Below are 13,698 nucleotides of genomic sequence, written 5' to 3' on the forward strand. Positions count from 1 at the left end.
CAGAGATAATAATTTTATACCGCACTTCAAAGATGAAAGTTCACCTTTGTGGTATTTATTCCTGCTCACAACTACATAGCAGTGGATGCTCGTTATCCCTTGAGTAGCGGTTAACTTGCTCAGCCTTGGTATGTGCTACATCTGCGCTGTAAACACCACAAATGCCCTTACCTTGCTGATGTATTTGCAGCATCACATCAGTTGCTCTATCGCTATCCATATTAAAAAACGTCATCAAGATCTCAATTACAAAATCCATCGGCGTGTAATCATCGTTGTTTAACACAACTTTATATTTTCGCGGTGGCTGCAACTTTTGCTTTTCACTATCGCGAACGGTGTCGATAACACCAGAATCTTTCATACCACTCATAATTAAATATAGTCTTGTCTTTGTAACTCAAGCAAACTTGAATAAAAAAATAAATAAAATGTTAAAAAATAACCCAAAACACTTGACTGGTTGCTTAAATAAACTACAGTCAAATGGTGATTGATTAAACCTTAGTCAGTCTAGCAAACAATACAGTTTAGGATAACTAAATTAGTCAACTTATAGAAGGATGTAGAAGTATGGCTTGTGGTAAAGTCAAATGGTTCAACAACGCCAAAGGTTTTGGTTTCATCGTAGAAGACGGTTGCGAGAACGACATTTTTGCTCATTACTCCACTATTGTAATGGACGGATACAAGACGCTTAAAGCTGGTCAAGATGTTACCTTCGAATTACAACAAGGCCCTAAAGGTCTACACGCTACTAATATAGCCCCTAACGGCGATATTTTAGAGTGATTGTAAATATGAGACTAAAGCGAGCGACCTATTTAGATCCTCGCTTAATTCCCTAAAACCCCTAACCACTTCCATATTAATTGCTTCATTGTTCGTTAATTCAACCCCACTCCTTGATTTTATTTTATCTACCCCAATAATTTCACTATTAGATGTTTAACTGCTGGCGTTTGGCGCGTAATCCTAGCCCTTTTTAGCCAAGCTTGTTACACTCTTTATCCTGTAAAACGTAATTACTTTAGCCTAATGGCTAGTTTAGATTTACATAAATTTTAGTTATAAAAGACACTAGTCCGTCAGGTGTGATTATTCTTACCTTGTTTAGGTTATACGAGTACCAACACCTAACAGACTACTCATTGCATACATTAATACTTTATTTATAAGGTATTAGGCGATGATTTCTTTGCATTGTTGAATTTGGCCAATGCGGCCTACTATCTAGGAATGATGATGACATCAAAAATTATCTATACAAAAACGGACGAAGCTCCGGCATTAGCAACGTATTCGTTGTTACCAATTATCCAAGCGTACACAAATGCGGCAGGTGTTGAAGTTGAAACACGCGACATCTCACTCGCTGGTCGTGTTATTGCGAGCTTCCCGGATTACCTAACAGAAGAACAACGCATTGGTGATGCACTTGCAGAACTTGGCGAAATGGCGAAAACACCAGAAGCTAATATCATTAAATTACCGAACATCAGTGCCTCAGTTCCACAACTTCGCGCTGTAATTAAAGAGCTTCAAGAAAAAGGTTATGCACTTCCAGAATACCCTGTAGAACCTAAAAACGATGAAGAAAAAGCGATTCAAGCCGCCTATGACAAAATTAAAGGCAGTGCAGTAAACCCTGTACTTCGTGAAGGTAACTCTGACCGTCGCGCACCAAGTTCAGTAAAAGAATATGCACGTAATAACCCACATTCTATGGGTGCATGGAGCAAAGATTCACAGTCTTATGTTGCAAGCATGGAAGAAGGTGACTTCTTTGGTTCAGAGCAGTCACTAACTGTTGATGAAGCAACGGATGTTCGTATTGAACACGTAGCGGCTAATGGCGATATCACTGTACTTAAGCAAAGCACACCGCTACTTGCTGGTGAAGTTATTGATGCATCACGTATTAGTGCTGCAAAATTACAAGCATTCCTTGAAGCTGAAATTAATGCAGCTAAAGAAAAAGGCGTGTTATTTTCGCTTCATATGAAAGCGACCATGATGAAAGTATCTGATCCAATCATCTTTGGTCACGCTGTAAAAGTATTTTACAAAGACGTTTTTGCAAAACACGGTGCACTTTTTGAAGAGCTAGGTGTTGATGTAAATAACGGTTTAGGCGATGTGTACTCTAAAATTCAAACTTTAGATGACACTAAGCGCGAAGAAATTGAAGCTGACATTCAAGCTGTTTACGCTGACCGCCCTGCTATCGCAATGGTTGATTCTCATCGCGGTATTACAAACTTACACGTACCAAGTGATGTGATCATCGATGCCTCTATGCCTGCTGCAATTCGTTCAAGCGGTCAAATGTGGAATAAAGACGATAAATTACAAGACACAAGCTTTGTAATTCCAGATCGTTGTTACTCTGGCGTTTACCAAGCAACGATTGATTTTTGTAAAGAGCACGGTGCATTTGATCCTACGACTATGGGTAGCGTACCAAACGTTGGCCTTATGGCTCAAAAAGCAGAAGAGTACGGCTCACACGATAAAACATTTGAAGCAAAAGCTGACGGTACTATCCGTGTTGTAGACACAAACGGTAATACGTTACTTGAGCACAGTGTTGAGAAAGGCGATATCTGGCGCATGTGTCAGGTTAAAGATGCACCTATTCAAGATTGGGTTAAACTTGCAGTAAACCGCGCTCGCGCAACAGGTAATCCGGCTATTTTCTGGTTAGATGCAGAACGTGCACACGATGCTGAGCTAATCAAAAAAGTAAATAAATACCTGCCAGATCACGACACTGCTGGCCTAGATATTCAAATTTTATCGCCAATGGATGCAACCTTGTTCTCACTAGCACGCATCAAAGAAGGTAAAGACACAATTTCTGTAACGGGTAACGTGTTACGTGATTATTTAACAGATTTATTCCCAATTTTAGAATTGGGTACCAGTGCTAAAATGCTTTCAATTGTGCCACTAATGAATGGCGGTGGTTTATTTGAAACTGGTGCGGGTGGCTCTGCACCTAAGCACGTTCAACAATTCGAAAAAGAAAACCACTTACGTTGGGATTCTTTAGGTGAATTCTTAGCACTTGCTGCGTCACTTGAGCACCTAAGCACAACAACAGGTAACAAAAAAGCACAAGTACTTGCAGATACACTTGATAAAGCTACCGGCACATTCTTAGCTGAAAACAAGTCGCCTTCACGTAAAGTAAAAGAGATTGATAACCGTGGTTCTCATTTCTTCTTATCTTTATTCTGGGCACAAGAACTTGCTAAGCAAAATGATGACAGCGAGCTTAAAGCGCAGTTTACGCAAATTGCTAGCGACCTTGAAACTAACAAAGAGCAAATTGTTAGCGAGCTAAACGATGCACAGGGCCCAGCAATGGACATTGGCGGATACTTCCAGCCAAATGACGATGCAGCTTTTAAAGCAATGCGCCCAAGCACAACATTTAACGAGATTTTATCTAAACTGGTATAAATCCATTAAATGAATGAAAAGGCGCTCCAAAGAGCGCCTTTTTTTTGTGCCTAATACCAATTCGCTTATTTAAGTGGTTTACTTTGCGGATTGGTATAAGTAAAAGCTGTTCATAAAAAAGGCCGCTAATGCGGCCTTTTATATTCAACTAAACAAGTTTATTTAGTGTATGCACGTGGCATGTTTGATTCTGTTGTATAGCGCTCACGCAGTTTATCTTGGCGAGATTCAGTACTTACCTCAACCCCATTAATAAACATTTTATTTACGTGGCTGCTCAGCTCAAACGGGTCATTACTCCACATTACAACATCAGCGGCTTTACCCACTTCTAAGCTACCAGCATTAATACTAAATACATCAGCCACATTTGAAGTCATCGCTTTTAATGCGCCTTGCTGGCTCATACCGTAAGACACTGCATTACCGGCATCATAGCGGAGCTGGTAAACATTATGACTGGCATCGCCACCCACAGTTAAAAGTACTTTAACACCTGCTTTTTCTAGTATGCCGGCATTATTTAGGCTTGCATGTAATGAATCAAAACTGCCTGGTAAGTTATCCATTGCACTGATGATCACAGGAATACCCGCTTTTGCGATTCGATCTTTAACTACAACGGCATCTTGCGCACCATTAAGAACAATATTTACCCCAAACTGCTGTTTCACTTTTATAAGTTCAACAATATCCGATGCACGCGACACACTAATTAGTAATGGCATATCGCCTTTTAGTACTTTAGCCATTATTTTATCTTCAGCACTTGGCTTAGCATCGTCTTTTTTAGCTTCTTTGCTTGCTTTAGTTTGGTGCTCATCTAACTTATTGATCAGTGTTTGCAATGTAAATGCACGAGAGCCTTTGCTTCGCTCACCCAAATGAACCACTAATGCCGCTTGCTTTTTGTTTACGCTTTCAAAGCTGCCGCTTAAATCCACCACACTGGCAAGGCCTGCAAATATGCTGTCACCGCCGTACGGGGTGATCAAATCGCGAGTAACACCGCCTTTACGTGCATAAGGGATTAGGCTTGAACGAGGGTTAAATGCCAAGCTTGCATCAAAATCAATACCTGCTTTTTCTTCTCCCGCATCGCGAGAGCCCGCAACCGCACCTACTTCAACTAAACCAAGTTGATTTACAGTGGCAATAAAACCAGGGGTCACGATTTGACCTTTGGCATCAATAATTTTATCTGCTTTAACATCGCTAGGATTAATTGCAGTGATTTTGCCATCATTCATTACGATGCTGGCAGACTCTAATACGCCTTGATCTGAGGATGTATGCAGTGTTGCGTTAATTATAGCAAGAGATTGAGCGCTCACCGCACCCGATGCTAGTAACCCTGCAGCAACCAGAGAAAGCGAAAACGAACGTGATAATTTTTTCATTCTGGGTGCTCCTTATTGTTGACCTAACATAAAATCACTTTGTGCTTGGAATGCGCTATCGTTTCTATCGTAAACTTTTGCGCCATCAACAAACACTTGCTCTGCTTTTGCGTAAACGCTAAATGGGCTTTGATTCCAAATAACCACATCAGCTTGTTTACCCGCTTCAAGTGAGCCTGTTTTATCTTCAATGCCGAGTGATTTAGCGGCATTAGCCGTGATCCACTTAATTGCATGCTGCTCAGAAATATCAAAACCATTTTGGTTTGCACTGTACATTACTTTTGCGGCTTCTTGATTTAAGCGTTGAATCGTCGTGTCTGAGTCTGAATGCACAACGGCACATGAGTTTTTAACTGCATCAACAATCGCTACGTTCTCTTGTACCATATCGTAGGCTTCCATTTTAAAGCCCCACCAGTCTGGCCAAAGTGCTGCACACGAGCCATTTTCAGCCAGTAAATCTGCGATTTTATAGGCTTCAATACCGTGATGGAATGTACCCGCATGGTAATTAAACTCTTTAGAAAGGTCGATCATCATCGCCATTTCTTCTGCTTTGTAGCAGTGATTGTGAATACGAACCTCACCTTCTAAAACACCGCGAAGGGTATCGTATTTAATATCGCGGTGTGGAGCTTCTGGGTTTTTACCCGCAGCGTAATCAGCATCGTATTTGTCCCAAGCACGTTTGTACTCTTGAGCGCCAATCCAAGCTGTGCGATAGCCTGCCATATTACCCATACGTGTCATCGGTAATTCACCTTTACGGCCATAAACGCGTTTAGGGTTTTCACCACACGCCATTTTTAAACCGTATGGTGCATCAGGAAACTTCATCCCTTGCATGGTGTGAGCCGGTACATTTTTAAGGGTAACGCCACGTCCACCAAATAAATTAGCTGAACCTGGTAAAATTTGTAACGAGGTAATACCGCCTTCACGTGCGCGATTAAAGCCTGGATCTTGTGGCCAAATTGAATGCTCAACCCATACTTCTGCTGTATTTGGGCTAGTCATTTCGTTGCCATCTTGGTGAGACTCAACCGACGGATTTGGATAAGCACCTAAATGAGAGTGAACATCAATAATACCTGGTGTTACCCATTTGCCTTGCGCATCGATAGTGGTGTCTGCGTTAGCGGTTAAATCTTTACCAACTTGCTGTACTTTACCATCAACAAGTAATACATCGGCTTCATCTAAACGCTCACCCGTGCCTGTTAATACAGTGGCATTGGTAATTAATGTGCTTGATGTAGCAACGGGTTGATAAGTACTTGGGTATGGGTTTTTACTAATGGTTACTTTTGCATCTTGCGGGCCGCTTTCTTGGCAACCAACAAGTGCTGCTGCTAAACCAACAGCTAACAATGAGGGAGCAAATTTTTGCATGTTTTTAGGTTCTCCTGTTTTTTTACTACTTTAGCGAAAGCAAACGCATAAAGCTAAAAAAACAGGTGAAAAGGCGGTTATTTAAGGTGAGTTTCTGTAATTATTTTTTTATATAATTGTTATAAAGCTTATCCAGTGCCCCTTCTGTGGTGAGCGATGGATCTTTACTAATAAAGTGTTTAACCGTTCGGGTTACAAAATCCGAATTTTGCTTATGTAATTTTGAAAAATCTTTAATTAATGTATTACCATCTTTTGCGGCGGTGACTTTATCATGACGATGCCTGTATTGGCTCAATGCCTTATTAAAATCGCCTTGATAATCCTCGACTAAAATTTTATAAAAATCACTTTTTTGTACTTTTAATACAGTAATGCAATAGTTAAGCGCTTCTTTAAAGTCGGTAAATACGGTGCCTTCTACATCAAACTCTTTGGTTTTTTCGCGCACCGTAACGCGCGCTTCTTCAGTGGCATAACTAAACCCTGTAAAGGCGAGTCGCTCAGCCGCTTCTTTACCGAGTTTCATGCCCGCTTGAATGCTGTGCGCAAATTCATCGCTCATGTCGCCAAGCTCGCTTTCTTCCCACATGTTGTACACACGTAAGGGCTTGGCGTATTTATTTGATAGTTTCTTTTTAAGCTTACTAAAACGCTCATCAATGGTCATTAAGCGTTCATTATGAAGTAATGCATGGCATTCATAACAAGCCGCAATAGCAACAAAATCTGCTTCTTCGCCTAAATCAATAATACTTTGTAACATGTGCAATGGTGGGCAATGATCGCGCTCTGTTGCCTCACAGCCGCAATAAAAACATTGGTTAAAATGCTGTTGCTCACACGCATAAGCTTGCTGGTAGTAACTGGCTAACGTTTTATTCACAATTGCGCTCCAAAAATATAAAATGCCACAAATTTAGGGCGCGATAATAACAGTCTGAAAAAATATTTCAGTATGAAAACGCTAAAGTGTGTCAAAAATAAATTACTTAACCTGAACTTTGGTTAAGAGATTTACTAACATATTGAATTATATTAATAATTTAGTTCGTTTTCTCCAGCTAGAAATTTACAGTGAAAACAAGGCGAGTTTTCGAGTCAATAGTGGGCCTACTGCAAGTAAATTCAACGCAGTTAGCGCTGAAAATAGCTGCTTGAGATAGATTTATTATCCATAGTTCAGGTTACTTATGAACAACTTTTCATACACCTACAAAATTGCACGATTTATATACACATCTTCTTACAGCTTGCCCCATTCAGTTAACAAGATTTCGGCTACATTAAGCAATACTTAAGTTGCACATAAACAAAGAGGAAAATACTATGATTTCTTTCAAAGCAACTCTATATTCAACTGTATTATTGTGCGCAGCAACATTAACAGCACCTGTAATGGCAACCACTTTTGTTGCCGCTGATTCATCACCCGGTACACAAGTTTGCATGGCCGTTGCATCTAACAAACAACTGACACTGCACAAAACAATTAAAGAGCTCCATACCAACAAGCATGTAATTGGCAAAAAATTACGCTGCAATGATTTATCAATGAATGATTTTGTAGCGCTTTATGATTTAAACAAATCTGCACGCTTTTTCAATATTGAGGCTACCACCAGCACATCAATAAGGGATTTGGCAAAGGTAAATAAACCGATGGTGGTTATTATGGCGGGATCTAAATAACCTAAATTATGACTAGGAAATCGGTTTTTAATACGTTCAATTTACGCGAATCAAACACGTTAAGCAGGGCTTAGTACCTGCTTAACGTGTATTTATTATTAAATAAGCGCTGCCAACAAACCAAACAAGCCACCAAATACCCCACCCCATACAACGAGCCAGCCTAAGTGTTCGCGGATCATAGTTTGAATTATTTCTTTTACCATTTTAGGGGTGAGTTCATCTAAGCGTTCATCCACTAATTTGAGTACTGTATTATGTAAATTTTCCGCGTTGTTGCCTTGAGTAAGCATATCGCTTAGTAGCATTTTAAAATCGTCGGTGCCGCTTATTTGCACCAGTGATAATTGCATTTTTTCGATAAATTTTTCTCGCATTGGCTCAACGGCTTCAGTGCCGCCAAACATTGCCAGCATGCTGCCAAATTGTGATTGCTCTATCACCACTAACAAATTATCGAAAGCGGGATTTAAATCTACCTTTTCAATTACCGCTTCAAAGTCTATCGTTGGCTGCGCCTTGCTTAGAAGCTTGTCTATTTTATGCTCAGAAAAGAACTCCGTAAGTATTAAATTTCTTATAGCTACTTTAAAGCTTTCAAACTTGAGCGCAATCACCCCCGATCCATATAAAAACGGGACTTTTTCAAATAGCATATGAATAGCGAGTAAGTTTGTAACCGCACCAGAGAGTGCAAATAAGCCCACCGAAAGTACAATGGCTTGATCAAATACAAAACCAATAACAACACAACACGCTGCCAATAAGTTAGTGATAAAACTTTTATTCATTTTTATTCCATTTCAGTGATTTGTATCAGAAATTGATAGTCTTAATTTTACACCGATTAATTTGTTTATTTAATCCCTTTTTGCCATAGTTTATTTATAGGTTTAAAAGGTGAGCAATTGTTATGTGGAAAACAATCAATCAACAGATCAGCCAAGCTATCCATTACGATTTTAAACACACCCATAAACGTCAGTTGCAAAACACATCAACCGATAAGCTTTTCCATATAAGTGATGGCAAGCACAATTATTTAGTTAAAATTGCGCAAAAAAATGAGCTTGATCGCTTTGAAGCACAAGCACAGGGCTTAAAACAACTCACTCAAAACAGTATATTTATGGTGCCCGACTGTATTACAACTGGCGCCAATATAGAATATGCGTTTATTGTATTAGAGTGGCTTACACTTGATGACCTTCCCCACACGCATTGGTCAACGATGGGTGAACACCTTGCCATGTTACATCAAAAACACGAGCAAGCGATGTTTGGTTTTGATACAGACAATTATTTAAGCTCTACGCCTCAACCAAATCAATGGCATAAAAAATGGGATGTATTTTTTGCAGAAGAACGTATTGGTTGGCAATTACAGCTATTAGCTGAAAAAGACATTGTGCTGGCAGACCCAGAACAACTGATAAATTTAGTAAAAGAGCAACTGCATAATCATCATGTTTTGCCCTCATTATTACATGGCGACTTTTGGCGCGGAAACATGGGATTTGTAAATAATATTCCGACCCTATTTGACCCTGCCTGCTATTACGGTGATCGGGAGGTCGATATTGCTATGAGTGAGCTTTTTGCCCCATTACCCGATGAATTTTATAACGCCTATGATCACCATTATCCACTCTCTCAGAACTACCAACATCGCAAGCTTATTTATCAGCTTTACCCTATTTTAAACCATGCCAATATTTATGCAGGCCATTACTTAAATCAGGCTAAAGAACACGTTGAAAAACTACTAAACTTAAATAAATGAGTAAACAAAATATAAGCACTATACTTATACTTGAACTCTAAAAAATAAATCTATTCGAGCGTTATTTTTAACGCTAATTGCATTAAATTTACTTGTAATAAATCAATGTTGATAGCTCAATATGAGTAAATCATTTAGTCAGAGTTCAAGCTACTTAGTATTAAGCCGTTATGTGCTATCTAGGTAAAATAACTTAATTTTTAAGGGGGTGTTATGAAAGACTTTTTATCACAACGTATCGCCTGCCCACATTGTGGACACCATATTCATTTAGACCTTGATGCCAGTATGGGCGACCAAGACTACTATGAAGAATGCAGTGCTTGCTGTAATCTAATTCATTTAAATATGCATATAGACTATGCACGTAATAAGTTAGAGTTACACGTGGACAGCGATGACGAACAAATATTTTAGCTATGTTGGCGCATGTAGTTTTCGACGGTGTTTATAATAGTGTATGTTTGCTGATCAACTTCTATATTAAATTCATCACCTACAACGGCTGCACCTAAATTAGTAATATCGAGTGTTTCTGGTATTAAGTGTAACCAAAAGCCATGCTCATCAATATTGCCAACCGTTAAACTGGCGCCATTAATAGATACAAACCCTTTGTATAACACATATTTTTGCCATTTTTTTGGAAGGCTAAGCTGCATTTTGTAGTTATTTTCTAGTTTAACTATTTGCACTATTTTGGCAGTACAATGAATATGGCCAGAGACTATGTGCCCACCCAGCTCAGTACCAAACGACACAGAACGCTCGTAATTGACTAAACTACCCAATTCCAGTTGTCCAAGGTTAGTAAGCTGCAGAGTTTCGTCAATAACATCAAAATGCACTTGAGCCACCACATCTTGATTACTAAGCTCTACTTTAACTACCGTTAAGCAGCAACCATTTATAGCGATGCTAGCACCTAAGTCTAAATGCTTTACGTATTGTTCATTAACAGAAACGACTAAACGTAATACTCCCTGCGTATGGGTTCTAGAGACTACTGTTGCTTGAGTTTGAATAATACCGGTAAACATAAAAATCGCTTCTCTTTCTAACAAAGTGCTAGTTTAACGTATCAATCGCTAAAATAATTCACTTAATAGCACTTTTATTCGCAACAAAAGTAAGCTTATGCAGCAATTTAATAGATTCGCTGATTGTCTACATAGATAGAGTAATCACAATAGATTACAATGCGCCCATGTTTTTCTGAATAGCTGTTTTTTATGACTTTTTGTAGTTGGGAAGCTAAACGTTTACTTTCCCTCGCCTTTCCCGTTTTTTTAGCACAAGTGACCTTAGTATTAATGTCAGTGGTTGATACCATTATGGCCGGACAAGTGAGTCCAACCGATCTCGCTGCCCTCTCAATTGCTACAGGAATATGGAACCCAATTTTATTAGCAATACAAGGTATTCTATTAGCCCTAACGGGAGTCATTGCTCAATTTGCGGGTGCTAAAGACCGCAACGGCATTAGCCATTATTTTCAGCAAGCGCTTTATTTAACGCTCCTTTTGAGTATTGCAGGTTTTTGTGCTGCCCAGCTTGCCAACACCGTTATTTTACAGCTTGATACTAGCCCGGCGATTGCGGGACTTGCTTTTGATTACATTCATTTTGTTAAATGGGGTGTATTTGGTTTTTTAATTTTTACCGTGTATAGAAATATGACCGAAGGCATGGGGATGACCAAGCCTGCGTTTTATATCAGCCTACTCGGACTTGCGGTAAATATCCCACTCAATTATATTTTTATTAAGGGCTTATTTGGTCTACCCGCATTTGGGGGCGCTGGCTGTGGTATTGCCACCGCACTGGTATTTACTGTAATGGCTATTGCGCAAGTTACTTATTGCCAGCTGAGTAAAAAAATAGATGCCAAAGGCTTATTAACTGGCTTTGAAAAACCCAATTTTAAAACCATTGGTATTATTACCAAACTCGGTATTCCTATTTCACTCGCTACTTTTTTTGAAGTGACCTTGTTTGCCTGTATTCCCCTGTTTATTGCGCATTTGGGTGCGGTGGCTGTGTCTGGCCATCAAATTGCAGCCAGTGTGACTGCACTATTATTTATGATGCCTCTGAGCCTCTCAATTGCCATTAGCATACGAATTGGTAATTTATTTGGGCAAAATCATTTAGATCAATTAAAAGTAGCGGTATCGACAAGTTATATTATGGCGGCTATGGTCGCGTTGTTTATCGCTTTTATTACATTTGTAGGGCGTGACGTGATCAGCCAATTATATAGCGATAGCCCTGCGGTACTTGCGCTTGCTTCATCAATTATGATTTTAGCCTGTATTTACCAACTTCCTGATGCATTACAGGTAGCTGCAAACGGTATTTTACGTGGTTTAAAACACACAGCGCCGATTTCGTATATCACTTTTATTTCTTATTGGTTAATCGGCTTTAGTTTAGGCTACGTATTAGCAAGAACAGACATGATAGTGCCAGCAATGGGCCCGCATGGTTTTTGGATAGGCATTATCGTTGGCCTATCAGTTGCAGCTATACTACTGATGCTGACCGTTCATAGGCGATTTAAACGTGAACCATTTATTCTCACTTAAACAATCAATCTATACCAAACTGCCGCTTAATTGGTTATTGGCGGCATGTTGTATGGTGCTTTTGGGCTGCTCAGAGCAGCCCAGTGAGGCAAATAAAACCTATTTGTCTCGCTTGAGTAATACCTTACAAACGCCTGAGCCACACACAAAGCCACTGCAACAATTAGCCTTAATAGAGCCAGTTGAAGCGTTGCAACCTGCCATTAAAATTGGCATAACTGAACTAGCTGGTATTAGCCAATGTAAACTTAACGTTCTGATAAGCGAGCATAATAATCAATTAGGCAAAACAGCCACCGCTGCTAGCCAATTGAAGTACCAAATAGATTTTATTCAAAGCGCGCAAAACTGTTTAAACACCTTAGATAAACAAAGCAACGTTCACAGTAAAATTGCAGCGGCAAAAACCCAAAAACAAACTCAACTCGCTCATTATTTTAATAATGTTTTATATAGTGAACCTGAACTGAGCAGCACTTGGCAGCTTACTGGCCAAGAACTCAGCACTCAACCGGCTGGGTTTAGTGACACGGTTGAGGCGCTTAAAAAGCTAACGACCATTAAACACCAAATAGAAACTAAAGGGAGTATGGCAATAAACAGCGATGATATTTTGTCAGCGCTTGAACCGCTCAACAGATACAAATTTGACCAACAGCTTATTCAAGCTGCGCGAGAACAAATTAGCTTAAATCATACAGCAACCCAGTTTGTAAATTCATTAGTAGTAGAAGATATTTGCCCTAAAGGGAAAAACAAGCAGCAGGCTAAAATTGTCAGTAATATATTTAATAAATATTATTTAAAACAAATACAGCCTTATCAAGCACAGCTGAGCGGGTATTTAGAAACATTGCAGCCGCTTTATATGCAGCTATGGTTTAATCAAGCAGTGAGTAGTGAAGCGGTAAATGCCCTACTTGACCCAAATTCTAACAACTTACTCTCTCAGCTAAAAGCGTCAGCAAAAGAGCATGTTATCTGGTGGCAAAAATTTTATAAAACGTGCGAAATCAGTCCAATATGAATAAAAAAACGGCAAATAAACTTAAAAACCATAAACATGCTTGATTCACCACTCATCACGCTATATATTAGCGACCGTTGTTAAGCAATTAACAATTCTTAAATACATGCAGTACGACTGTAGCTCAGTTGGGCGAGATTGGACCGAAGCGAAGCTTCGCAGCCGAACGAGGTGGAGGCAGGACGCCGACAGGATGAAGCTTCATGGATGAATTAAATAGTACGTAAACTCATAGTACGACTGTAGCTCAGTTGGTTAGAGCACTACCTTGACATGGTAGGGGTCGGTGGTTCGAATCCACTCAGTCGTACCAAATTTTTAAAGATTTAATTAAAGTACGTTGAA

General features: G+C 39.5%; 13 protein-coding genes and 1 tRNA gene. 8 read left to right on the forward strand and 6 right to left on the reverse strand.

Annotation, left to right across the window (positions count from 1 at the left end; translation table 11 throughout):
* Positions 1–55: 55 nt before the first annotated feature.
* Complete coding sequence (clpS, locus tag BM380_RS03045) at positions 56–364, reverse strand: ATP-dependent Clp protease adapter ClpS (RefSeq protein WP_008110102.1); 309 nt, start codon at positions 362–364, stop codon at positions 56–58.
* Between the two features lie 209 nt (positions 365–573).
* Between clpS and cspD the strand changes: the two genes are divergently transcribed.
* Positions 574–792, forward strand: coding sequence for a cold shock domain-containing protein CspD (cspD, locus tag BM380_RS03050; protein WP_013464751.1), 219 nt, complete (start codon positions 574–576; stop codon positions 790–792).
* A gap of 453 nt (positions 793–1,245) precedes the next feature.
* Positions 1,246–3,468: an NADP-dependent isocitrate dehydrogenase gene (locus BM380_RS03055; protein WP_090492829.1), complete on the forward strand. Its 2,223-nt coding sequence runs from the start codon at positions 1,246–1,248 to the stop codon at positions 3,466–3,468.
* Between the two features lie 158 nt (positions 3,469–3,626).
* Here the strand turns inward: BM380_RS03055 and BM380_RS03060 are convergent, their stop codons facing one another.
* The 3 genes from BM380_RS03060 to BM380_RS03070 form a co-directional block, all read right to left on the reverse strand.
* Entirely contained in the window at positions 3,627–4,868 is a 1,242-nt protein-coding gene (locus tag BM380_RS03060; RefSeq protein WP_090492831.1) for an amidohydrolase family protein, read from the reverse strand.
* A gap of 12 nt (positions 4,869–4,880) precedes the next feature.
* Complete coding sequence (locus BM380_RS03065; RefSeq protein ID WP_090492834.1) at positions 4,881–6,263, reverse strand: amidohydrolase; 1,383 nt, start codon at positions 6,261–6,263, stop codon at positions 4,881–4,883.
* 100 nt (positions 6,264–6,363) lie between these two features.
* Positions 6,364–7,149: a hypothetical protein gene (locus tag BM380_RS03070; RefSeq protein ID WP_013464747.1), complete on the reverse strand. Its 786-nt coding sequence runs from the start codon at positions 7,147–7,149 to the stop codon at positions 6,364–6,366.
* Between the two features lie 443 nt (positions 7,150–7,592).
* Between BM380_RS03070 and BM380_RS03075 the strand changes: the two genes are divergently transcribed.
* Positions 7,593–7,955 (forward strand): DUF3718 domain-containing protein, encoded by a 363-nt coding sequence (locus BM380_RS03075; protein ID WP_090492836.1) that lies wholly within the window; start codon positions 7,593–7,595, stop codon positions 7,953–7,955.
* Positions 7,956–8,053: 98 nt separating this feature from the next.
* Here BM380_RS03075 and BM380_RS03080 read toward each other — a convergent pair whose 3' ends face one another.
* On the reverse strand, positions 8,054–8,746 hold the full coding sequence (locus BM380_RS03080; protein ID WP_090492838.1) for a DUF445 domain-containing protein: 693 nt from the start codon (positions 8,744–8,746) through the stop codon (positions 8,054–8,056).
* A gap of 122 nt (positions 8,747–8,868) precedes the next feature.
* Between BM380_RS03080 and BM380_RS03085 the strand changes: the two genes are divergently transcribed.
* Both BM380_RS03085 and BM380_RS03090 read left to right on the forward strand, forming a co-directional pair.
* Complete coding sequence (locus tag BM380_RS03085) at positions 8,869–9,738, forward strand: fructosamine kinase family protein (protein WP_076920906.1); 870 nt, start codon at positions 8,869–8,871, stop codon at positions 9,736–9,738.
* 213 nt (positions 9,739–9,951) lie between these two features.
* On the forward strand, positions 9,952–10,155 hold the full coding sequence (locus BM380_RS03090; protein ID WP_008464077.1) for a CPXCG motif-containing cysteine-rich protein: 204 nt from the start codon (positions 9,952–9,954) through the stop codon (positions 10,153–10,155).
* Here the strand turns inward: BM380_RS03090 and BM380_RS03095 are convergent.
* Positions 10,152–10,778 carry a riboflavin synthase gene (locus BM380_RS03095; RefSeq protein WP_028835882.1) on the reverse strand — a complete coding sequence of 209 codons (627 nt, stop codon included), beginning with the start codon at positions 10,776–10,778 and terminating at the stop codon, positions 10,152–10,154. The genes BM380_RS03090 and BM380_RS03095 overlap by 4 nt on opposite strands.
* 192 nt (positions 10,779–10,970) lie before the next feature.
* On the opposite strand from BM380_RS03095, the gene BM380_RS03100 reads away from it, so the two are divergent.
* From BM380_RS03100 to BM380_RS03110, 3 genes are all read left to right on the forward strand, one after another.
* Entirely contained in the window at positions 10,971–12,326 is a 1,356-nt protein-coding gene (locus BM380_RS03100; protein ID WP_090492840.1) for an MATE family efflux transporter, read from the forward strand.
* Positions 12,304–13,353 (forward strand): DUF3080 family protein, encoded by a 1,050-nt coding sequence (locus BM380_RS03105; protein ID WP_090492842.1) that lies wholly within the window; start codon positions 12,304–12,306, stop codon positions 13,351–13,353. The genes BM380_RS03100 and BM380_RS03105 overlap by 23 nt, the downstream gene beginning before the upstream one ends.
* Before the next feature lie 236 nt (positions 13,354–13,589).
* A tRNA-Val gene (locus BM380_RS03110) sits at positions 13,590–13,666 on the forward strand.
* Positions 13,667–13,698 lie beyond the last annotated feature (32 nt).

It is taken from the genome of Pseudoalteromonas sp. DSM 26666 (genome assembly GCF_900116475.1).
In the GTDB taxonomy this organism is placed as follows: domain Bacteria; phylum Pseudomonadota; class Gammaproteobacteria; order Enterobacterales; family Alteromonadaceae; genus Pseudoalteromonas; species Pseudoalteromonas tetraodonis.

Coding starts and splice junctions, on each gene's coding strand:
- clpS (WP_008110102.1), bottom strand. CDS start 364: ATGAAAGATTCTGGTGTTATCGACACCGTTCGCGATAGTGAAAAGCAA.
- cspD (WP_013464751.1), top strand. CDS start 574: ATGGCTTGTGGTAAAGTCAAATGGTTCAACAACGCCAAAGGTTTTGGT.
- BM380_RS03055 (WP_090492829.1), top strand. CDS start 1,246: ATGACATCAAAAATTATCTATACAAAAACGGACGAAGCTCCGGCATTA.
- BM380_RS03060 (WP_090492831.1), bottom strand. CDS start 4,868: ATGAAAAAATTATCACGTTCGTTTTCGCTTTCTCTGGTTGCTGCAGGG.
- BM380_RS03065 (WP_090492834.1), bottom strand. CDS start 6,263: ATGCAAAAATTTGCTCCCTCATTGTTAGCTGTTGGTTTAGCAGCAGCA.
- BM380_RS03075 (WP_090492836.1), top strand. CDS start 7,593: ATGATTTCTTTCAAAGCAACTCTATATTCAACTGTATTATTGTGCGCA.
- BM380_RS03080 (WP_090492838.1), bottom strand. CDS start 8,746: ATGAATAAAAGTTTTATCACTAACTTATTGGCAGCGTGTTGTGTTGTT.
- BM380_RS03085 (WP_076920906.1), top strand. CDS start 8,869: ATGTGGAAAACAATCAATCAACAGATCAGCCAAGCTATCCATTACGAT.
- BM380_RS03090 (WP_008464077.1), top strand. CDS start 9,952: ATGAAAGACTTTTTATCACAACGTATCGCCTGCCCACATTGTGGACAC.
- BM380_RS03095 (WP_028835882.1), bottom strand. CDS start 10,778: ATGTTTACCGGTATTATTCAAACTCAAGCAACAGTAGTCTCTAGAACC.
- BM380_RS03100 (WP_090492840.1), top strand. CDS start 10,971: ATGACTTTTTGTAGTTGGGAAGCTAAACGTTTACTTTCCCTCGCCTTT.